The organism is Halobiforma nitratireducens JCM 10879 (assembly GCF_000337895.1).
GTDB classification, from domain to species: Archaea; Halobacteriota; Halobacteria; order Halobacteriales; family Natrialbaceae; genus Natronobacterium; species Natronobacterium nitratireducens.
In genome coordinates this window covers 26,076-47,406 of the sequence record NZ_AOMA01000183.1, presented here as the reverse complement: position 1 = coordinate 47,406, position 21,331 = coordinate 26,076, and the positions used below count along the sequence as shown (strand labels likewise).

The following is a 21,331-nucleotide window of genomic DNA, read 5'->3' as shown; positions in this document are numbered from 1 at the left end:
GATCGCCCTCGAGCGTTCGATCCATCGGCTTCTGTTCGCCGTCGACCCAGGCCTGAAACTGGTCGTCGTAGTGGTCGGAAAAGTAATCCCCAGAGTTCCCGCCGGGGAGAATCGCCGTCGCCTCGCCGCCCGGTTCGACGACCATCCGCCAGCTCGCGCCGATCGCGGAGTCGACGCGATAGTTCTTGACTGTCGCCTCCGAGCCGTCGGCCGGCCGCGCCTCGTAGTCGAGAAACGGTGCTTCGACGCCGAACGGGTGTTCGATCACGTCGGTCGTGTTCCAGTCGCCGTACCGCTGCCAGCCTTCGGCGTCGATCTCCTCGAGTGTAGCGTCAAGGGCCTCGAGCATCCGGTCGGTCCGGGAGCCGTCGAACCAGTCGCTGTCGTCGAGGAGGGTCGCGAGCACCCAGTCGCTGGGGTAGTAAGAGTCGTCGAGATCGGCGGTCTCGAACGCTGGCTCGAAGACCTCCCGCCGGAAGTGCTCGAGCCAGCGGGCGAACAGCAACGCCGGGTACGAGTCTCGATCCATGCGGTAGTCCCAGTCCACGAGCGCGGCGGCGGCGGCGTCGAGTCGATCCGAGATCGCGTCGTGGTCCGCGACGGCATCGATCAGTGCCGGTACCAGTTGCGCGGCACGGCCGTCGTAGGTGTCGTTCTGGAGGTCGCGATGGAACGCGAGGTCGGTCGGCTCGTCGGTCTCGAGACGCTCGTCGAGTCGGTCGTAGATCCGCGCGCCGCGGTACGGGGCCGCGTAGTCGACGCCGACGTAGTAGGTCGACTCGTCGGTCACGCGCTGGTTCGCGGTCGCGAGCACGTCGGGATCGATCGCGTGGGGTTTCTCCGCGAAGGGAACGAATCCATCCCACGAGGACTCGCCGAAGGGGGTAAAGCCGTCCCACTCGCCCTCGCCGTCGGAGCCGTCGAATATCCGGTTGCCGGTGACGACCTCGCCGTCGATCGTTCGGACGGGGAGTTTGCCGGTGACGAAGTACATCGTTCGGCCGTCGGCGTCGGCGTAAACGAGGTTCTGGGTCGGCAGGTCGAACTTCTCGGTCGACTCGAGCACGTCCTCTACCCCGTCGCTGCGCTCGTACTCGTAGATCGCCTCGGTCGTCCTGGTAGCTGTGTGGCCGGTCCAGGCGACGCCGACGGTCTGTCCTTCCCGCTCGAGGACGGGGCCGTGGACGGTCTTCTTGATCGTGATCGTTCGGTCGGGGCCGTCGGCGACGGGAATCGTCCGTGCTTCGGTCTCGAACTCGCGCCACTCCTCGCCGTACCGGTACTCGTCGGCGTCGGTACTCGAGATGTGGTGGTCGTCGGTTTCGTCTCCGTCGTCGGCCCCCTCGCTGGACTCCCGCAACTCGTACTCGTAACAGTCCAGTACGTCCGCGCCGACGTTGGTAAACGACCAGGTTCCCGTCTCGTTCGCGCCGGTGATGATGAACGGAACACCGGGGAACGTCGCCCCTCGGACCGATGTCTCGGGCGTCTCGACGGCCTGTTCGTACCACAGCGGCGGTGTCATCAACGAGAGGTGTGGATCGTAGGCGACGATTGGGCTCCCGCTCTCGGTGTGGTCCCCGGAGACGACCCAGCTGTTCGAGCCGATCCCAGTGGGTGACTCGAACCGGGAGAGCCAGTCTGCCAATTCGCCGCCTGGGTCGTCGGCACCGTTCTCGTCGCTCTCGAACGCGACGAACGGCGAGGTGTTGCCGGCCCCGTCGTCAGTCTCGTCCTCGTCGTTTTCGGCGTCGACAGTCTCCCGAAGAATCGGCACGTCGTGATCCAGCCGCTCCGGATACAGCTCCTCGAGAGCGTCGTCGCCGAGTCTGTCGGCGACTACTGCCCGGCGGAGCTCGCCGAAGCTTCCGGTCAGATCCCACGATATCTGTTTCTCCATCAGAATCGTGTCGACGGGCGTCCACTCGCGGGGCTCGTACTCGAGGAGTTCGAACTCCAGGGGAAGCTGTGTCCCGTCGATGACGGCGTTGACCCCGTCCACGTAGGCCTCGACCAGCGGTCCGGCAGGCGTGTCGGCGACGTGCTCCCAGGTCGCCTCTGCCGCGCCCGCGAAGTCCATCGCGACGTGGAACTCGTCGTCTTCGAGGGTCGCCTCGCCGACGAGTTCGGACACCTGCCCGCGCATGACCCGTCGCTGCAGGTCGAGCTGAAACAGCCGGTCGAACGCCTGGACGTAGCCGACCGCGAAGTACGCGGCGTCCTCGTCGTCGGCTTCGACCGTCGGCACCCCGTACTCGTCGTACCGGACGACTGCCTCGCCGTACGGGCTCTCGACCGAGTCCGGCCGGTCCCTGCCTGCGGCGTCCCAGGCGCGCCCCGACAGCGGCGCGAACGACTCGAGAAGCGAGCCGGCCCCGCTGACGGTGAGTCCCCCTACGCCGGCTGCGAGGGCTCCCGCGAGGAGGCCACGTCGTGTGGTTTCACTGGTCACGATTGTCGTTCCCTACGTCTCCCCGGGCCACTATAACCTTGCTGTCAGGCGGCCGACGGTAGCCTCGGGAATACGGACGGAGGCTCGTCTTACGTGCCGCACCGAAACGGGACCGTCCGACGCACCGTTCCGAAACCGGAGGCTACAGCTCGGCCGGATCGATGCGTTCGACCGTCGCTCGAGCGGCGAGGAACGCGCCCGCCCCGAGCAGACAGTAGAGTGCGACCAGCAGCCACGTCGTCGCCGTCGCGGACCCGAGTGAGACTTTCGCGACCGTGTTCGCGGGATGCTCGGGCAGCAGCGTCGACACCACCAGCGCGCCGACGATCGCAACCGAGTACAGCAGTTGCGCCTGTCGTCGGTCGGGCGCGACCAACGCGACGACGGTGCCCAGTCCGACGACCAGCAGCGACAGTGCCGCGACGACGAGAATCAGCACGCCCGGCCGCGCGACGGTCGTCCCGTTGACCGCGAGCAGCGCCAGCCACGCCGCGGCCTGCATCGGCGCGAGCACGGCCGTCGCCGCGAGTTTCGCGTCGACCACGTCGGCGAGCGACAGCGGCGTCACCCGGAGCAACTCGAGGGTGCCACGCTCTCGTTCCTCGATCAGGGAGTCGACGACGATCGAGCCGCTGATAAACGCCGGCAGGAACAACAACAGCGGCACCAGGATCGTGTACGTGAAGCCGACGTACGGGCTCGCCTCGACCTCGTCGGGGATCGTAAGCGGCGTCGACGCGAGCCGGTCGGCGTTCGCGAGCCGCTCGTCGTGTTCGACGGCCTCGAGGGTCTCCCGGAGCTGGACGACCAGCAGGGTGGTCTCGATTCCCTCCTCGGGCGCGGTCACGTCCACGACGAGCTGGTCGTGTTCGTTCCTGCTGGTCTCGAGGACGGCTGCCACCTGTCCGTTCTCGAAGGTTCCGTAGGCCGCCGCACGATCGTCGTACCTGACCGTATTCAGCCCGGCCTGGTCGTCGGCCGCGGCCTCGAGGGTGGCTGGGTCCTCGCCGACGATTGCAACGTCGATGTCCTGGCCGCCGAGCCCGTCGGGATCGTACATCGAGACGAAGCCGACGACCAGAAACGAGGAGAACGCCGCGATGAACAGTTGAATCGCGATCGCGAGGATGATGGTCTTCTCCGAGCGCAGCGACCGGAGCTCTCGGCAGGCGACGGCCCACCGGGGCCCGAACCGCGACTCGCGGGCGTCGCCGTCGCCGTTTGCACTCGCCCCCGCGGGAGCCGGCGGGTTCGGCCCTCGCTGTACGGACTCCTGTGTCTGCTCGTCGCTTCCACCGTCGATCCGGCGCTCTCGAGTCGGTTCGTCACGTGACAAGGAGAATCACCCCGATGTTGTACAACGCGTGAACGGCGGTCGCGAGTCCCAGCGCGACGACGTAGCTGGTCCGTCCGCGCGTCGCGCCGACGGCGGAGATGATCGCCGTCACGACGTGAAGTATCAGCGGCGCGAGCAGGAGTCCAGCGAAGACGACCGGCCCGTCGGCGACCTCACCCGCCATGGTTTCGGGACCGAAAGCCGCGATCGCACTCTCGAACTCGTGGAGGCCCACGAGCTGGACGATCTGAGTCCCCTTCTCGGCGAGGAAGAAGGCCGCCCCCGAGAGGGTACCGAGGACGATGGCGGCCGCCAGCGTCGGCTCGAACCGGGCACGACTGAACCCGGCGTAGACGTGCACGCTCTTTGCCACCTCCTCGACGGCCGCCGCGAAGAAGAAGATGATCGTGAACGTCAGCAACGGCGGGGCCGCAAACAGAAGGGCGATCGCCAGCAGTTGTGCCACGAAGACGAACGGGACGAAGACGATCGAGAGGACAGGGACGCTACGCTTGCCGTGAACCCGGACCGCGATCGCGTCGATCACTTTCGTCGGCACCGGCTTCTGGGCGAACATATCCTCCTCGCGGTAGGTCCCGAGCCCGAGCAGGAAGACGACGGCAGCGGTGAGGTAGACGGGGATGGTCGAAACCAGGTACGCACCCAGCGTCACGCTTTCGCCCTGCAGATCCATCACGACGAGCGTCAGCGGCGAGATCAGCGCGATCGGCGTTACGTCGGTGAAAATCGCCGGGATGAAGACGTACGTCGTCAGGACGACGCTGATCGTCACCGTGACGAAGGTCAGTTCCTTGAACGACCGGGCGAACATCGCGCCGGCGAACGTGGCTGCGAGAAAGAGCAAGGCGATCGGTACGGTCGCCGCGACCGAGAGGAACCCACCACCGATCGCGAGCGTGATCGCGACGACGATCCCGACGAGCCCCGCCAGATACGGCAGCGTCTTGCCCGCGACGATCTCGCGGCTCGAGGCCGGCGAAACCAACAGGAGTTCGCCCCGGCGCTTGATCCGTTCGTCCATGATCGTGCTCCCGTAAGCCTGGATGACGAAGTTCATCGGGACGACGAACAGGAACGCGAGGATCAGCGACTGGAAGGGGAAGGGAGGCTCGAGATCGCCAGGGGACCCGGTGACGGTCACGTTCGCGTCGCCGCCGGCGTCGGTGTCCTCGTCGCTTTCGAGCGGCGGTTCGTCGCCGTCCGTTGGCTCGTCTTCGTCGCCCTCGAGGTCGACAGTGTCCTCGTCGCTGGCACTATCTTCGCCGTCGGTTTCCTCCGGCGCTTCGCCTTCGGCGCTGTCCTCGCTGTCCTCGACTCCCGAGCCGTCACTCTCGTCCGCTTCGCTCTCGACTGGCGGCTCGAGGTCGCCGTCGAAGCTCCGGTCCTGGTACTCGATCTCGACGAGCACCGGGTACGCCGCCGTCTCGTCGTCCTCCCCGGCCATCAGCGCTTCGTTGTACGCCTCGACAGCGTCACGGAACGCGTCGTAGGCAGCCACCCCGTTCTCGCCGACGTACCCGATCCGCCGGTCCTCGATCACCACGTCGACGTTACCCGACGCGCCGCCGTCGTCGATCCGCACCGCCTCGAGTGGCACCGTCCTGAACTGGTCGCTGGCGGTCGCGACGTCGTGGTACGGGTTCTCCTCGTCGACGCCGACGACGTAGATCTCGTCCTCGAGACCGATTCCGTCGTCCGCGGCGGCGAAACCGACGATGCCGACCGCGATGGCGACCGCGAGCAGGACGAAGACGGTCTTCCGATCGACGGTTCCGGTCGTCCGCGAGATTTCCCAGCGGGCGACGCGGACGATTCTCGAGCAGGAATCCCGGAGTTCGGCGGCTCGGCTTCGTTGCGTACTCTCAGTTTCGTCGCCTGCCCGTCGGGACGGCCGTCCATCGCTCGAGTCTACCTCGCCGTGTGAGCTCGACGGGTCTGGCTCGCCGCTCACGCATCGACCACCCGCTCGGATTCGGACGAGTCGGTCTCATCGTCGCCCCCGTCGGGCTCGCTCTCGGACCTGCCCGTTCCGTCTCCGTCGTCTCGTCTGCGCTCCGCGTCCGGCTCCGTGCCGCCCGCGACCTCGAGGAAGATGTCCTCGAGACTCGGCGTCTCGGTCTGGATGTCCGTCACTCGACCGTCCCGCGCCTCGACGGTTTCACGGATCGCGTCCACCGCGTCCATATCCGCGACGACGTGGCGGACGCTTCCGGTCTCGTCGACGTCGGTTTCGACCCGGCCGTCGTGGCCGTCCTCGAGCCCGTCGCTCCCGTCGACGGTCGCGTACACGTGGTACTCGGTTCCACCGTGTTCGTCGCGGATCTCGTCGAGGCTCCCACGAGCGACGATCCGGCCGTCGTTCATAATGACGACCCGGTCGCAGACGCTCTCGACGTGAAAGAGGTTGTGTGCGCTGAAGACGACTGTCTTCCCCTCCTCGCTGAGCTCTTCGGTGAACTCGATGACGTGGTTCGTCGTCAGCGGATCGAGTCCCGACGCCGGTTCGTCGAAGATGAGTACTTCGGGGTCGTTGATCAACGCGCGAGCGATCGCGACCTTGCGTTTCATCCCCTTGGACATGTTGCCGATCCGGCGCTCGCGGTGCTCTAGCTCGAGTCGATCCAGCGACGACTCGATCCGCTCGGCCGCGACGGCGTCGGGCACGTCGTAGAGGTCGGCGAAGAACTCGAGATAGTCGACGGCGGTCATCTCCTCGTACAGCGGGGATTCCTCGGGGAGAAAACCGAGCGTTCGCTGCATCGCACGCTCACCCGGCGTGTAGCCAGCGACGACGGCGGTTCCAGCGGTCGGCTCGACGAGACCGGCGAGCATCTTCAGGGTGGTCGTCTTGCCCGCACCGTTGGGGCCGACGACGCCGAAGACCTCGCCGCGTTCGATCGCGAAGCTGCTGCCCTCGACCGCGGTGAACCCGTCGTACTCCTTGCGGACCCCCTCCACTTCGAGTATCGCCATTCGTTGCTCCAAGGTAGGAGCCCCCCCAGTAAAGTCTAGCGACCGGTGACAGTCCCACGAGCGGAACCTCGCCTGAAGCCCGACGGCTCGCACGCGACGGCGGCCAAACCCCCATTGTTGCTCGGCACGTACTCCCGACGATGACTCGACTTCGCCCCGCACACACCCCCGACGGCCGCCGACTCGAGGCCTCGCACGTGATCGCCGCGCCGGCCGCCGACGCCTGGGACCTCCTCGTCGACGTTACCCGATGGCCGGCGTGGTCGCCAGTCGTCTCCGACGTCGAAGCCACCGACCGTCGGCTCCGAGAGGGAACGCGGGGCCGAATCCGAGTTCCCGGCGTCTGGCTGCCGTTTCGGGTAACGCGAGTCGCCGGTCGACGCTGGGACTGGCGCGTCGCCGGCGTCGCCGGTGCCACTCACCGCGTCGACGATCTCGAGGCCGATCGGTGTCGAGTCGCGTTCGAACTCCCGCCCAGCGCCGCGGGATACGTCCCGATCTGTCTGGAGGCACTCGAACGGATGGACGAGTTGCTGACGAGCGACCGATCGGACGTGGATGGGACGGAGCCGGACGCGAGCGCGACCTGAACTGATTCGAATGCGCACCAGGTTCGTTTCCGAACTGCTATCCGACTCGAGTGCAAACCGGAGACGAGAGCACCGATGTCCCGAACCGAGTCACAGTCTCACTCCAACGAGGAGGGGGACGAGGACGAGCCCAACGCCTGCCCCGTCATCGAATCCCTAGAACAGATCGGCTCCCAGTGGCGACTGGCCGTGCTACACGAACTGCTCGCAGGCGAACAACGATTCAACGAACTCAAGCGATCGACCGGCGCGAACGCACGAACCCTCTCGCGCGTGCTCGACGATCTCGGGGAGATGGGGTTCGTGGAACGGCGCATGGAGGAGGACGCCCCGATCGCGACCTACTACAGCCTCACCGCGAAAGGCGAGTCGCTCGAGCCGGTGTTCGACGAGATCGAGTGCTGGGCGAGTAGCTGGCTCGAAGAGGAGCACCTCGAACGAACCGAGAACGGCAACTGAAGGGACGGAATCGGGAACAAAACGGCTATTGGCAGGGAGACTACTCCTCACCCTCGAGTTCGACCAGTTCCAGCGATCGGTCCAGATGACAGACCTCGTGGGGAGGTTCGCCGAGGATGTCCCGAATGCGGTACTCCTCGTCGAACTCGAGGCCGTCGGGTTCACAGTACTCGTGGCTCGGACACTCGACGTACGGGCAGGGACCCGGGAGGCTCGTCTTGCTCCCGGCATACGCTCCCTTGGAAGTGACGTTTGCCGCCACGGTGACGGGTTCGACCTCGACGGCGCGAACGCCCCCGTCGTGCATCGCACACTCGAGGGTCTGGGCGTTTTCCCGGACGGCGGTCACCCGGTACTTCGTGCCACGCGAGAGATTGAGACACTGACTGCGGTAAGGACAGCCGGCGCAGCCGTCGGCTTCCCCCTCGTAGACGAACTCGGTTCCCGATTCGGCCAGCCGGGTCCCGACGAGCGTAACGGTCGACATGGAAACCGGTACTCACCACGCGGGGTTAAGCCTCACGTCGCGGCTGCCGGAGATTGGGACGACCAGTCTCACTCCTCGCTTTCGCTCCCGCTATCCCCCGTGAGGTCGTCCAACTTCTGAACGTATCGCTCTCGGGGTACCTGGTAACAGCCCCGGAAATCCACCTCGCCGTCGTCGAACGATCGTGCGAGGTCGTGACAGCACTCGAGTGCCGCCGTTCTGCTCGAAAAGCGTCGGGCACCCTCGAGGGTGACCTCCGGCTCGAGATAGAGCGTGACGAACCAGTCGTCCGAACCGGTCGTGGTCGGGTTCGTTCCGGGGCGGCGCGTTCGCTTTCCGTGAGTGAGATACAGCGTCGGTAGACAGGCGGCGGGAAACGCGTCGCCGTCGAAGATGTCGGGCCGGTACGCGAGGACGAGCCGGCCGTCTTCTTCGCGAGACCAGACCGTCCAGGCGTCTGGAAACGCCGTCGAATCGCTCATACGCTTCGGTTGGGTCGGCGAGCGTAAAGCAGCGTCGTCCGCGGTCCAACCGCGCTCTCACGCAGTGCAGATTCTCCCAGCGTATAACGTCTCGAACCTGTAAGCTCCGACGACCGAGCGCGCGCGAGCGACCCCCGTCATTGCAGGCCGCTCGTTTATGCCGTCGGTCGCCAAAAGTGAGGTGAGATAGCAATTGACAATCCGTCCTTCTGGCAGGAAACGCCTGCAATTAACTCCTGATAAATATTTTTTGGGGCCAAGGTTAAGTGCCTGGATTACTCACTCATTAAATACTATCGGTATCCGATCGCCGGACCGATCCACTCAGCGCCCGTCCCCGGCGCAACTGCGCAAGACCGACGACAGGGTCGTCGCGCAACGATGGGTGGTACAAGTTCACACATGACGGGAAAGGCCGACGCAAACCGACGAGAACCGCGCGCCGAGAGGCGCGGACGCGTTGCTCGCGACGGAGCCGTCGAGATCGCTCCGGCACTGAGACGGGTCGCCGAAACCCGGTACAACCGCGCCCGCTCCGTGGTTGCATCGAACGCCCCGACAGCAACCTCCAGGAGATGGGACGGTCGATCGACGATGGACTCTGCGAACGCCCCCCGCGACCGGGGCGACGTGAGCGACGAGACGACCGCTGACGCGAACCCGACCGCGGACGGCCGACGGCGGGGAAATCAACTTCAACGATACCATGACCGGTGACATCGAGACGCTCGAAGAGCTGAGCACTGAATACAAGGAATCGATGCCCGCGGACCTGCGGGAAACCAAGTCCTTCGACTGGTACCTCGAGGAGGTGTACGAGGACCCGAAGGTCGCCCGCAACGCCCACCAGCGCGTCGCGGACATGTTCGACTACTACGGGACGACCTACGACGAAACGGAAGGGGTCGTCGAGTACCAGCTGGCCAGCGAGGACCCGCTCAACGACGGCGAGAACACCTTCTACGGACGGGTGATCCACCAGTCGATTCACGAGTTCGTCAACAAGGTGAAATCGGGAGCGAGGCGACTCGGACCCGAACGCCGTATCAAGCTACTGCTCGGGCCCGTCGGCTCCGGGAAGTCCCACTTCGACAAGCAGGTCCGCCAGTACTTCGAGGACTACACGATGCGGGAGGAGGGTCGGATGTACACCTTCGAGTGGACCAACCTCTGTGACGTGGTCCAGGATCAGGACCCTGCCGACGACACCGTCCGGTCCCCGATGAACCAGGACCCGCTCGTCTTGCTCCCGCTGGCACAGCGCCAGCAGGTCATCGACGACCTCAACGAGCGCCTGGACGCGCCGTACACGATCCAAAACGAGCAGGCGCTGGACCCGGAAAGCGAGTTCTACATGGACAAGCTGCTTGCGTACTACGACGACGATCTCAAGCAGGTGCTCGAGAACCACGTCGAGATCGTCCGACTGGTCGCCGACGAGAACAAGCGCCAGGCCCTCGAGACGTTCGAGCCGAAAGACAAGAAGAACCAGGACGAGACCGAGCTGACGGGCGACGTCAACTACTCGAAGATCGCCATCTACGGCGAGAGCGACCCGCGCGCGTTCGACTACTCCGGAGCGTTCTGTAACGCGAACAGGGGCGTCTTCAGCGGTGAGGAACTGCTCAAACTCCAGCGGGAGTTCCTCTATGACTTCCTGCATGCAACCCAGGAGCAGACGATCAAGCCGAAGAACAACCCCCGCATCGATATCGACCAGGTGATCGTCGGCCGCACCAACATGCCCGAGTACAAGGACAAGAAGGGCGACGAGAAGATGGAAGCCTTCAACGACCGCACCAAGCGGATCGACTTCCCGTACGTCCTCTCCTACGAGGACGAGGCCGAGATCTACCGGAAGATGCTCAACAACGCCGACGTTCCCGACATCAACGTCGAGCCACACACCCTCGAGATGGCGGGGCTGTTCGGCGTCCTGACGCGAGTCGAAGAGCCCGACGCCGAGACGGTCGATCTGCTCTCGAAGGCCAAAGCTTACAACGGCGAGATCGACGAGGGCGACGACATCGACGTCAAGAAGCTCCGTGAGGAGGCCGAACAGAAAGCCGAGATCGGCGAGGGAATGGTCGGTATCTCACCACGGTTCATCGGCGACGAGATCGCCGAGGCGATCATGGACTCGAAACATCGCTCTCGGGGCTTCCTCTCGCCGCTGACGGTGTTCAACTTCTTCGAGGAGAACTTAGAGCACCACGGCTCCATTCCGGAAGACCAGTTCCAGACCTACTACCGCTATCTCGAGACGGTCCGCGAGGAGTACAAAGAGCGTGCGATCGAGGACGTCCGCCACGCGCTTGCCTACGACGTCGACGAGATTCAGCGCCAGGGCGAGAAGTACATGGACCACGTCATGGCCTACATCGACGACGACACGATCGAAGACGAGCTCACGGGGCGTGAGCAGGAGCCCGACGAGACGTTCCTGCGGTCGGTCGAGGAGAAACTCGACATCCCGGAAGACCGCAAAGACGACTTCCGCCAGGAAGTGTCGAACTGGGTCAGTCGTCGCGCCCGCGAGGGAGAAGCCTTCAACCCCCAGGACAACGAGCGCCTGCGCCGTGCGCTGGAACGCAAGCTCTGGGAGGACAAGAAACACAACATCAACTTCTCCGCGCTGGTGTCGGCAAACGAGTTCGACGACGACGAACGCTCCTCGTGGATCGACGCCCTGATCGAACAGGGCTACTCCGAGGGCGGCGCGAAGGAAGTGCTCGAGTTCGCCGGCGCGGAGGTCGCCAAGGCGGAGATCGAAGAGTAACATGACCGGCAACGACTACGTCACCGAGGCCGACCGCGAACTCGAGGCGACCTACGAGGAGCCGATGTGCCTCGCGGCGTACGTCGACCGGATTTTCGAGAACCCGACGATCGCCTCACACGCCTCGAAGTACCTGCTCGAGGCGATCGAGGCCGCAGGCACCCGGACCGTCGTCGAAGAGGGCGAGGAGAAGGAGCGCTACCGCTTCTTCGACGATCCGCACAACGGCGGCGAACACGCCATCCTCGGCAACACCGAGGTCCTGAACGGGTTCGTCGACGACCTCCGGTCGATCGCCGCCGGGCGAGCGAAAGACGAGAAGATCATCTGGTTCGAGGGACCGACCGCGACTGGCAAGTCGGAACTCAAACGGTGCCTGGTCAACGGGCTGCGCGAGTACTCGAAGACGCCCGACGGGCGACGCTACACCCTCGAGTGGAACGTCGCGACCGCCGACTCGGGCGAACGTGGGCTGAGTTACGGCGGCGATCCGACGGCCGGGGACGAGCAAAACTGGTACGAGAGCCCCGTCCAGATCCACCCCCTCTCGGTGTTCCCGGAGACGATCCGTGAACGCATCCTCGAGGATCTGAACGCCGGACTCGAGGATCACGTCCCCGTCCGGGTCGACGCCGAACTCGACCCGTTCTCGCGGGAAGCCTACGAGTACCTCGAGGAGCGGTACCGCAGGGACGGCGAGGAGGACCTGTTCTCGGCGATTACCGACGAGAACCACTTGCGCGTGAAAAACTACGTCGTCGACGTCGGTCAGGGGGTCGGTGTCCTCCACTCGGAAGACGAAGGCCGGCCCAAAGAGCGACTCGTCGGCTCCTGGATGCACGGGATGCTCCAGGAACTGGACTCGCGCGGACGAAAGAATCCACAGGCGTTTAGCTACGACGGCGTGCTTTCGCAGGGCAACAGCGTCCTCACGATCGTCGAGGACGCCGCCCAGCACGCCGACCTGCTCCAGAAGCTACTGAACGTCCCCGACGAACAGTCCGTGAAACTGGACAAGGGGATCGGGATGGACGTCGACACCCAGATGCTGATCATCTCGAACCCCGATCTCGAGGCCCAACTGAACCAACACTCGGATCGCAACGGGATGGACCCGCTGAAGGCGCTGAAACGCCGACTCGACAAACACCGCTTTGGCTACCTGACCAACCTCAGTCTCGAGTCGGAACTCATCCGGCGCGAGTTGACGAACGAGACCGAGGTCTGGGAGGCCAATGGCTACGACGAACTCGAGGAGCGTATCCGGGAACCGGTGTCGGTAACGATCAAAGATCAGGACGGCGAGGTACGGACCCAGGAGTTCGCCCCTCACGCGATCGAGGCCGCCGCTCTGTACGCCGTCGTTACCAGACTCGACGAAGAGGACCTCCCCAATGGGCTCGACCTGGTCGACAAGGCCAAAATCTACGATCAGGGCTACCTCCAGGAGGGAGACTCCCGCCGCGAGAAAGAGGAGTTCGACTTCGACGACGACGGCGAGGACGGCGAGCACGGCATCCCGGTCACGTATACGCGTGACACCCTCGCCGAACTGCTCCAGACCGACCGTGACCGCCACCACCCCGATCTCCCCGTCGAGAACGTGGTCATGCCCCGCGACGTGCTGAACGCGATGGCGGAGGGTCTCGGCGACGCTCCGGTCTTCTCGACGGGCGAGCGCTCCGAGTTCGAGAACCGTGTGGTCCCGGTGAAAAACTACGTCTACGACCGCCAGGAGGCCGACGTCATCGAAGCGATCATGCACGACAAACGCGTCGACGAGGAGACCGTCGCCGAGTACGTCGAACACGTCTACGCCTGGGAGACTGACGAGCCGCTGTACAACGACCGCGGGGAACGCGTCGAGCCGGACCCGCTGAAGATGAAGCTGTTCGAGGTCGAACACCTCGGACGGTTCTCCGAGGAAGAGTACGACGGGAACCTCCCCAGAGAGAGCGTCCGGAACTTCCGCAGAGAGAAGGTCATCACCTCGCTCAATCGCCACGCCTGGGAACACCGCGACGAGGACTTCTCGGTCCAGGACGTCGACCTCACGGCGATCCCGGTCATCAAGAGCGTCCTCGAGAGCCACGACTGGGACGACGTCCGACGGACGTTCGAGGACTTCGACCCGCGCCAGTGGGACGATCCGCCAAGCGAGACCGAGACGGAGACCGTCAAGGAGGACACGATCGAGACGCTCGTCGAGGAGTTCGACTACTCCGAGGCGTCGGCCGAGTTGACAAGCAGACACGTCATGGGACAGGTGAGCTACAGATGGGACTGAACACGACCGATACCGATCGCACCGACAGCGCCGACAGCGAGGGACCACCATGGGACTGAGAGACGACCTCGAGCGATTCCGCGAAGTCGGAGAGAAGCGCCGCGAAGACCTGGCAGACTTCATCCAGTACGGTGACCTCGGCGGGAGCGGGGCGAACCAGATCAACATCCCCGTCAAGATCGTCTCCCTGCCGGAGTTCGAGTACGATCAGCGCGATCAGGGCGGCGTCGGCCAGGGCGACGGCGATACACCCGACACCGGCCAGCCCGTGGGCCAGCCCCAACCACAGCCGGGCGACGACGACGGGGACGACGACGGCGAGCCGGGTGAAGAGGGCGGCGAGCACGAGTACTACGAGATGGACCCCGAGGAGTTCGCCGAGGAACTCGACGAGGAACTCGGGCTGGATCTCGATCCGAAGGGCAAGAAGGTCATCGAAGAGAAGGAAGGGCCGTTCACCGACCTCACGCGCACGGGCCCGGACAGCACGCTCGACTTCGAGCGGATGTTCAAAGAGGGGCTCAAGCGCAAGCTCGCGATGGATTTCGACGAGGAGTTCCTGAAGGAAGTCTGCAAGGTCGAGGGTTTTGGCCCACGCGACGTCTTCGAGTGGGCCCGTGGCGAGAGCATCCCCGTCTCGATGGCCTGGATCGAAGAGGCCTACGACGAAATCCCCGAGGACGAGCGAAGCGAGTGGTCCTCGGTGGCGGAACTCGAGTCGGAAGTCGAACGCGAGTCCGTCCAACAGCAGATCCGTCGGGAAGGGATCGAACACGTCCCGTTCCGTCGCGAAGACGAGCGGTACCGCTATCCCGAAATCATCGAGGAAAAAGAGAAGAACGTCGTCGTCGTCAACATCCGCGACGTTTCGGGATCGATGCGGGAGAAGAAACGCGAACTCGTCGAGCGGACGTTCACTCCGCTGGACTGGTACCTGCAAGGGAAATACGACAACGCCGAGTTCGTCTATATCGCTCACGACGCCGACGCCTGGCGGGTCGAACGCGACGACTTCTTCGGTATCCGCAGCGGCGGCGGCACCAAAATCTCGAGTGCGTACGAACTCGCCGAGCAGTTGCTAGAGGAGTACCCCTGGAGCGACTGGAACCGCTACGTCTTCGCCGCAGGCGACTCCGAGAACTCCTCGAACGACACCGAAGAGCGGGTCATTCCGCTGATGGAGGAGATTCCGGCGAACCTCCACGCCTACGTGGAGACCCAGCCGAGCGGCAACGCGATCAACGCCACCCACGCCGAGGAACTCGAGCGTCACTTCGGTGCGGACTCGGACGATGTCGCGGTGGCGTACGTCAACAGCAAGGCCGACGTCACCGACGCGATCTACGAGATCCTCTCTACGGAGGGTGACACGGATGAGTAAACGCAACTCCAACGCGGACAGGTTCCGCAAACAGGCGATCGCCAGCGATCTGAAAGAGCCGGTCGAGGAGGCCCGCAACCTCGCGGAGAAACTCGGCCTCGAGCCGTACCCCGTCAAGTACTGGATCATCGACTACGACGAGATGAACGAACTCATCGCCTACGGCGGCTTCCAGAGTCGCTACCCACACTGGCGATGGGGGATGCAGTACGACAAGCAGCGAAAGCAGGGCCAGTACGGCGGCGGGAAGGCCTTCGAGATCGTCAACAACGACAACCCCGCTCACGCCTTCCTCCAGGAGTCGAACACGTTAGCCGACCAGAAGGCCGTCATCACCCACGTCGAGGCCCACTCGGACTTCTTCGCGAACAACGAGTGGTTCGGCCTCTTTACCAGCGGCCGCTCCGACGAAGAACAGGTCAACGCCGCCGCGATGCTCGAGCGCCACGCACGGGCGGTCGACGACTACATGTCGGACCCGGATATCGACCGCGCCGAGGTCGAGAAGTGGATCGACCACTGCCTCTCGCTCGAGGACAACATCGACCAGCACATGGTGTTCGAACGTCGACTCGACGTCGACGGGCCGCCGGACGAGATCGACGAGGACCTCGCCGAGAAGTTAGACGAACTCGATCTCTCCGACGAGATCAAAGGCGAGGTGTTCGACGAGGAGTGGATCGAGAAACTCGAGGACGAGGACGGCCAACTCACGTTCCCCGAAGAGCCCCAGAAAGACGTGCTGGCGTTCGTTCGCGAGTACGGCAAACAGTACGACGAGGAGGCCGAACGCGCCGTCGAGATGGCGGAGTGGCAACGCGACGTGCTCGATATGATGCGAGCGGAGGCGTACTACTTCGCCGCCCAGAAGATGACGAAGGTGATGAACGAGGGGTGGGCCGCCTACTGGGAGTCGACGATGATGACCGACGAGCGGTTCGCCGGCGACGACGAGTTCATGAACTACGCCGATCACATGGCGAAGGTGCTCGCGTCCGGCGGGCTCAACCCCTACAGTCTCGGCATGGAGCTGTGGGAGTACGTCGAGAACACGACGAATCGCCAGGAAGTCCTCGAGCGTCTATTGCGCGTCGAGGGCATCTCCTGGCGCAACCTCAGCGAGGTCGTCGATTTCGACGACGTCCTCGAGACGCTCGAGCCACCCGAGGCGCTCGATAGCATCGCTTCCGAGACGCTCGCCGATCTCTCGGACCTCCCCGACGAGTGGATCGACGGCGAGGCACTCGAAGCGGCCCGCGAAGGCGAGATCGATGTCGACCGCTATCCCTGGAAGGTCCTGACCGACGAGGGACTGGCCCGCCGTCACTACTCGCTGGTCAAGCGCCAGCACCGCGGGTTCCTCTCTCGGGTCAGTCAGAACGAACTCGAGCGAATCGGGCGCTATCTGTTCGACGACGCCCGCTACTCGTCGGTCGAGGAGGCCCTCGAAGACGTCGACTACGCCGCGGGCTGGAACCGTATGTTCGACGTCCGTGAGAGTCACAACGACGTGACGTTCTTGGACGAGTTTCTCACGGAGGAGTTCATCACGGAGAACAACTACTTCACCTACGAGCACTCGAAGGCGACCGGCCAGTTCCACGTCGCCAGCGACGCCGCCGAGGACGTCAAGAAGAAGCTCCTCTTGCAGTTTACCAACTTCGGGAAACCGACGATCGCCGTCTACGACGGGAACTACAACAACGCCAACGAGCTCCTGCTGGGTCACCAGTACAACGGCGTCATGCTCGATATCGCGCAGGCCAAGGAGACGCTCAAACGTATCTTCGAACTCTGGGGCCGTCCCGTGAATCTCCTGACGATCGTCAAGGAGGTCGACGAACACGACGTCGAGGTCGCAAAGCGCCGTAATCGCGAACCCGAAGCCGAGGAACGTGGCAAGTTGATCCGGTACGACGGCGACGAGGTGACGATCGAAGACGTCCCCTGGGACGACGTCGAACACCTGGCTGCGGACGACGTCGATTACGACACGAAACCCGACGAGTGGCTCGCCTGAACTATCTTTCTCTTGGGAAAGTGCGGATTAAACTGACGGAAGGTTTTTCTTGACGATAGCTCATTGAAGGGACACTATGGACGGGGATGGGGGAAACGCCGTCGAAACGCAGCGCAATTCGGGGGGGACATCCGCGGACGAGTTCGGATTCGAACTCGATCTGCCATCGTTGCTCGTTCGTCTCGACGAGGGGTCGGCTGCAGCGCGTCGTGAGGCAGTCGCGCAGATACGAGAGACGATCGACGCGGGGGGTCGACCCGAACGCTGCCTCCCGACGGTCCCGAAGCTGCGGGCGCTGCTCGAGGAGTCGGAGATGGAATCCGAATCCCAGTCCGAATCCGAGTCCGAGTCCGAGTCCGAATCCGAGTCAGAATTCGAAGCTGAATCCGACCCGGACATCGAACTCCACGAGGAGGTAGCGTACTGTCTCGCCGAACTCGCCTCCGAGTCGCCCGCAGATGTCGCACCGTCGGTCGACGCGATCGCCGGGTTCGTCGCGTCCCACGGCTCGCACCCGGCGACGCCGGACCTGCTTCGCTGTCTGGCGGCCGTTGCGACCGAACGGCCGGCCGCGGTCGACCCGAACGACTGCCTCAAGGCGATCGCGGTCGGACTCGAGCACGGACAGTCGGACGTGCGGGCCGACGCTGCGGTCACGCTCGCCGCACTCGCTCGCGATTCGCGTTCCGGGGAGCGCGATGACGGGGACGACGCGAGCGGATCGAACGGACCCGGAGCCGAACGGGACGAGGTGGGACACGAAGCCGACCGATCGACGCTCCTCGATCTCGAGGCGATCCCGGCCGACCGCCTGCTCGCGTTGCTCGAGGACGACGATCCGCGAGTCAGGCGCAACGTCTGTCGTGTGCTCGGTTACGGTGGGGTGGGGACCGGGGCCGGGGCCGGGGCCGGGGTCGGGGTCGGGGTCGACACGGCATCCGACCGGCTGTCGTCGCTCGCGAACGAGGACTCCGTGCCGGCGGTCCGGGAGCAGGCCGAGTGGGCTGTCGATCGACTCTCCTGATACTCCTGGACAACAGTCAGGACACACCCCATCGCGTCTCGAGTGCGATCGGTGTCTGCAGTGGTTTGAGCACTACGACCGCGCGACCACAAGAAACGGGTCCGTCGCGATCGTACCCACCAGCATGGACGCCACGCTTTCGGTCGAGACGGACGCACGGTTGACCACGGTCGATGTGACCGACCGCATCGCGGCGGCCGTTCCGGACGACGTTTCGTCCGGAACCTGCACCGTTTTCGTCGAGCACACGACGGCCGGCCTCGTCGTCCAGGAGAACGAACCGCGGCTCCGGGAGGACCTCGAGTCGTTTTTCGCCGACCTGGTGCCGGACGACGGCCACTCCCACGATCAACTGGACGGCAACGCCGACTCCCACCTCCGAGCGACGGTGTTCGGACCGTCGGTGACGGTTCCGATACGGGACGGCGACCTCGGGCTCGGAACCTGGCAGTCGATCCTGCTGGTCGAGTGTGACGGCCCGCGGACGCGGACCGTTTCCGTGACGACGGTCGGAAATCGGCTCGAGTCGGCGTCGGGACGCTGAACTGGCGGTAGCGTAGCGGGTCCGGGTCGTCCCCGATCACGACGGGTCGGTGGCTGGTGGAGCGGTGCAGTTTCGCTGTGGTGCTCGATCGGATGCTCGGGTCGAGGGCAAGGCGAGGTGACCTCGAATCCGACACCGTCGGCGTATCAGATTCGAAGCGGTCGGTCCGCGGAAATACAGTCGACGCCACACAGTCCGAGCACCGCCGCCGTCGCCCGTCGCTCGAGCGACCAGGCGTGGACTTCGAGCCCGAGCCGCTTCGCTCGCGGGACGAGTCGCGTAGTCAGGCAACGGCCGTAGTTCGCCCCGATCACGTCACAGTCGAGCTCGACGGCGGTCGTCACGGGCGTCTCGAGTCGCCGGCTAACCAGCAGTCCGGTCGGCTGCTCGCGGTCGTGGTCGCGGATGGCACGCAGTTCGGACGCGAGAAACGATGTCGTCACGACGTGGTTGTCGACGCCGGCGTCCGCGAGAGCATCGAGCACGTCGCGAGCGATCCCGGGCGATTTCATCTCGAGGTTGATCTCGACGGTTGGGGGCACGGCTGCGAGCATCTCGGAGAGGGTCGGGATCGATTCGTCGGAGTCGAGAACCGTATAGCGTTTGAGCGTCGACAGCGGTAGTTCGGCAACGAGTCCGGAGCCGTCCGTGACGCGGTCGATGGTCTCGTCGTGGACGACGACGAGTTCGCCCGATCCACAGCGGCGAACGTCGAACTCGACTGCGTCCGCACGATCGGCGGCAGCCCGGATCGCACCGATCGTATTCTCCGGGGCCGCGGCCGCGAAGCCGCGGTGAGCGATCAGTCGCATTCGAACGAGTGAACGAGCGCGGCGATCAAATATTGCTCGCCGATCGCAGTCGTTGCTCGTCGCCGAGACCGGTTGGGGTGTCGCCGTCCCGTGTTTCAGTTTTACGGCCCAAAAATCCTAGCACGTACCCTTATACCGGTTCGATGGGTATACCGATACGATTTCGCTCGCTGATGTTCGCGTTTCGACTACCGACACTGTGGGGGCCTGTGGTGAGGGATCGATGACGGCCGGGAAAACGGGAGTGGAAGTCCTCCTCGTGGAGGACAACCCGGGCGACGTGCGACTGATCCAGGAGGCGTTCAAGGAGCTATCGATGGACGTTTCGCTGGCGTCGGTTCCCGACGGTGACGAGGGCCTCGAGTTTCTCACCGACCGGGCAGCCGACGAGTCGGCGACGCTTCCCGACGTGGTGCTCCTCGATCTCAATCTGCCGCGAACGGACGGGTTCGAATTCCTCGAACTGGTTCGCTCGAACCCGGACCTCACGTGTGTTCCGATCCTCGTGTTGACCAGTTCCGAAGCCAAAGACGACGTGCTCGAGAGCTACGAGCGCGCCGCGAACGCCTACCTGACGAAGCCGACCGATCCCGACGAGTACGCGTCGATGGTCGCGGCCGTCGGGGAGTTCTGGTTCGAGCAAGCGGCGCTACCGACGACACCGATGCAAGCGTAGGCTGGCCGGTCACCGGTGGCTGTCGGGTCGCTCGAGCGGTCGGAATCGGCTCTCGAGAGGGGGAACAGAAGAGAAGTGAGGAGGGGACGACCGCGCTATTATGATCCAAGGGATCATACCGGTCCGTATGTCTTCGACAGCCTTCGAGGTCGATTTCGACGGAACGGTCGCGATCGTCACCGGTGCAAGCGGTACCCTGGGAAGCGCGATCGTGGAACGATTTCGCGACGCCGGCGCGACGGTCTGTGCCGTCGACGTCGTCACACCGGACGAAGACGACAGCCGTCTCGACCCCGACGAGGGGACGCACTTCTACGAGGCCAATCTCACGAACGAAAGCGAGGTCAGCGACCTGATAGAAGCGGTCGTCGACGACCACGGCCGAGTCGATCACCTGCTCAACGTCGCCGGCACGTGGCGCGGCGGGGACCCGATCGCGGAGACCGATCTCGAGACGTTCGAGTTCCTGCTGGACGTCAACCTGAAGACCGCCTTCCTCGCTTCGAAACACGCCCTGCCCCACCTCGAGGAGCAGGAAGGAGCGATCGTCAGCGTCAGCGCCCGGTCCTCGCTCGAGGGCGGTACGGGGGACGGCCCGTACCGTATCTCGAAGGCCGGCATCAGGCTGTTGACCGAGACCCTCGCGGAGGAAAACGAGGGGACGGTCCGGGCCAACTGCGTGATGCCGAGCGTGATCGACACGCCGATGAACCGGGAGATGATGCCCGACGCGGATCACGAGTCGTGGGTCGAGCCGACCGAAATCGCCGACGTGATGGCGTTTCTCTGTAGTGACGGCGCGGCGGTGACCAGCGGCGCGGCGGTCCCGGTCTACGGGGAGGCCTGAGACGGGGACGTTCGCTGGTCTTCGGGGACAACGGGTACGACCTCCTCTCACCCGTTCACGGGGGGCTTTCGCCTCGCCACTGCCGTAACAACTGCACCGATTTGCACACTGATCGCCGATCCGTCTGTCGATCAGGTGGACACTGACTTGCAGTGGCTACT

Annotated in this window: 17 protein-coding genes; 10 read left to right on the top strand and 7 right to left on the bottom strand. The window is 64.6% G+C overall.

The features are described from left to right. The 4 genes from C446_RS16805 to C446_RS16790 form a co-directional block, all read right to left on the bottom strand. A partial coding sequence (locus tag C446_RS16805; RefSeq protein WP_006674326.1) for a penicillin acylase family protein occupies positions 1–2,452 on the bottom strand: 2,452 nt, incomplete at its 3' end. Positions 2,453–2,594: 142 nt separating this feature from the next. After that, positions 2,595–3,788, bottom strand: coding sequence for an ABC transporter permease (locus tag C446_RS16800; RefSeq protein ID WP_006674325.1), 1,194 nt, complete (start codon positions 3,786–3,788; stop codon positions 2,595–2,597). Further along, positions 3,778–5,760, bottom strand: coding sequence for an ABC transporter permease family protein (locus C446_RS16795; RefSeq protein WP_006674324.1), 1,983 nt, complete (start codon positions 5,758–5,760; stop codon positions 3,778–3,780). The genes C446_RS16800 and C446_RS16795 overlap by 11 nt, the downstream gene beginning before the upstream one ends. Beyond that, the gene (locus C446_RS16790; protein WP_006674323.1) at positions 5,757–6,782 is read right to left on the bottom strand and encodes an ABC transporter ATP-binding protein; all 1,026 of its coding nucleotides are present in this window, start codon (positions 6,780–6,782) and stop codon (positions 5,757–5,759) included. Before C446_RS16790 ends, C446_RS16795 begins: the two co-directional genes overlap by 4 nt. Positions 6,783–6,922: 140 nt before the next feature. Here C446_RS16790 and C446_RS16785 point away from each other — a divergent pair, with 140 nt between their 5' ends. Next, entirely contained in the window at positions 6,923–7,372 is a 450-nt protein-coding gene (locus C446_RS16785) for an SRPBCC family protein (RefSeq protein ID WP_006674322.1), read from the top strand. 75 nt (positions 7,373–7,447) lie between these two features. After that, positions 7,448–7,831, top strand: a complete 384-nt coding sequence (locus C446_RS16780; protein WP_006674321.1) for a winged helix-turn-helix transcriptional regulator — start codon at positions 7,448–7,450, stop codon at positions 7,829–7,831. 40 nt (positions 7,832–7,871) lie between these two features. Here the strand turns inward: C446_RS16780 and C446_RS16775 are convergent, their stop codons facing one another. Both C446_RS16775 and C446_RS16770 read right to left on the bottom strand, forming a co-directional pair. Next, positions 7,872–8,318 (bottom strand): UPF0179 family protein, encoded by a 447-nt coding sequence (locus C446_RS16775; protein WP_006674320.1) that lies wholly within the window; start codon positions 8,316–8,318, stop codon positions 7,872–7,874. Positions 8,319–8,386: 68 nt separating this feature from the next. Continuing rightward, entirely contained in the window at positions 8,387–8,800 is a 414-nt protein-coding gene (locus tag C446_RS16770) for a DUF5820 family protein (RefSeq protein ID WP_006674319.1), read from the bottom strand. Positions 8,801–9,506: 706 nt separating this feature from the next. Here C446_RS16770 and C446_RS16760 point away from each other — a divergent pair. The 6 genes from C446_RS16760 (at position 9,507) to C446_RS16735 (ending at position 18,835) form a co-directional block, all read left to right on the top strand. Continuing rightward, complete coding sequence (locus C446_RS16760) at positions 9,507–11,579, top strand: PrkA family serine protein kinase (protein ID WP_006674317.1); 2,073 nt, start codon at positions 9,507–9,509, stop codon at positions 11,577–11,579. A 1-nt stretch (position 11,580) separates the two neighbouring features. Beyond that, on the top strand, positions 11,581–13,866 hold the full coding sequence (locus tag C446_RS16755; RefSeq protein ID WP_006674316.1) for a PrkA family serine protein kinase: 2,286 nt from the start codon (positions 11,581–11,583) through the stop codon (positions 13,864–13,866). 49 nt (positions 13,867–13,915) lie between these two features. After that, a complete protein-coding gene (locus tag C446_RS16750; RefSeq protein WP_006674315.1) occupies positions 13,916–15,247 on the top strand; it encodes a DUF444 family protein in 1,332 nt (443 codons plus the stop codon). Next, complete coding sequence (locus C446_RS16745) at positions 15,240–17,267, top strand: SpoVR family protein (RefSeq protein ID WP_006674314.1); 2,028 nt, start codon at positions 15,240–15,242, stop codon at positions 17,265–17,267. The genes C446_RS16750 and C446_RS16745 overlap by 8 nt, the downstream gene beginning before the upstream one ends. A gap of 76 nt (positions 17,268–17,343) precedes the next feature. Beyond that, complete coding sequence (locus C446_RS16740) at positions 17,344–18,291, top strand: HEAT repeat domain-containing protein (protein WP_006674313.1); 948 nt, start codon at positions 17,344–17,346, stop codon at positions 18,289–18,291. Positions 18,292–18,415: 124 nt separating this feature from the next. Continuing rightward, positions 18,416–18,835: a secondary thiamine-phosphate synthase enzyme YjbQ gene (locus C446_RS16735; protein WP_006674312.1), complete on the top strand. Its 420-nt coding sequence runs from the start codon at positions 18,416–18,418 to the stop codon at positions 18,833–18,835. Between the two features lie 146 nt (positions 18,836–18,981). Here the strand turns inward: C446_RS16735 and C446_RS16730 are convergent, their stop codons facing one another. Beyond that, positions 18,982–19,647, bottom strand: coding sequence for a glycerophosphodiester phosphodiesterase (locus C446_RS16730; RefSeq protein WP_006674311.1), 666 nt, complete (start codon positions 19,645–19,647; stop codon positions 18,982–18,984). 223 nt (positions 19,648–19,870) lie between these two features. Between C446_RS16730 and C446_RS16725 the strand changes: the two genes are divergently transcribed. Together C446_RS16725 and C446_RS16720 are read left to right on the top strand one after the other, a co-directional pair. Further along, positions 19,871–20,323 (top strand): response regulator, encoded by a 453-nt coding sequence (locus C446_RS16725; protein WP_049920318.1) that lies wholly within the window; start codon positions 19,871–19,873, stop codon positions 20,321–20,323. 127 nt (positions 20,324–20,450) lie between these two features. Next, positions 20,451–21,170, top strand: a complete 720-nt coding sequence (locus C446_RS16720; RefSeq protein WP_049920320.1) for an SDR family oxidoreductase — start codon at positions 20,451–20,453, stop codon at positions 21,168–21,170. Positions 21,171–21,331: the final 161 nt, after the last annotated feature.